At 61.1% G+C, this 609-nt stretch carries 1 protein-coding gene; it reads right to left on the reverse strand.

Annotated features, from left to right (window positions below; translation table 11 throughout):
• A partial coding sequence (locus PH586_RS23405) for an FAD-dependent oxidoreductase (protein ID WP_271350207.1) occupies positions 1–399 on the reverse strand: 399 nt, incomplete at its 3' end.
• Between the last annotated feature and the right edge of the window lie 210 nt (positions 400–609).

The following is a 609-nucleotide window of genomic DNA, read 5'->3' on the forward strand; positions in this document are numbered from 1 at the left end:
GCGCTCGATGTCGCGCATGTCTTGCAGGCTGTGACCGAGGTTGAATACGCCGCGCTGGGAGAACATCACGTTGTAGTTGAGGTCCTGGGACAGGCCTTCCCACAGCTTCATGGCGTGCTCGTAGAGGTGCGCCGACTCGTCCCACAGGTAGTTGGAACGCACAATGGTGGTGTTACGCGCGGTATTGCCGCCGCCCAACCAGCCTTTTTCGATGACCGCGACGTTGCGCAAGCCAAATTCCTTGGCCAGGTAGTAGGCAGTCGCCAGACCGTGGCCGCCACCGCCGACGATGATCACGTCGTAGACCGGCTTGGGCGTCGGGTTGCGCCACATGCGTTGCCAGTTTTCGTTGTGGCTGAAGGAGTGTTTGAGCAGGCCGAAGCCAGAATAACGTTGCATCAGTGGGTACTCCTGATACGTAAAAACTTAACCGTGGATTGCCTGTTCAGCCTGTAGGGTGAGCCTTGGCCCACCCCCGGCGTTACCGGCAGCGGTGGGCTGAAGCGGATCGCCGCCCGCCCCACCCTACGAGCCTTCTGGATACTCAGCGATACACCGGATAGTCGGCACACAGCCCAGCCGCCAGTCGGGCTACCTGCGCCTCGACAG

The organism is Pseudomonas aestuarii (genome assembly GCF_027988105.1).
GTDB lineage: Bacteria > Pseudomonadota > Gammaproteobacteria > Pseudomonadales > Pseudomonadaceae > Aquipseudomonas > Aquipseudomonas aestuarii.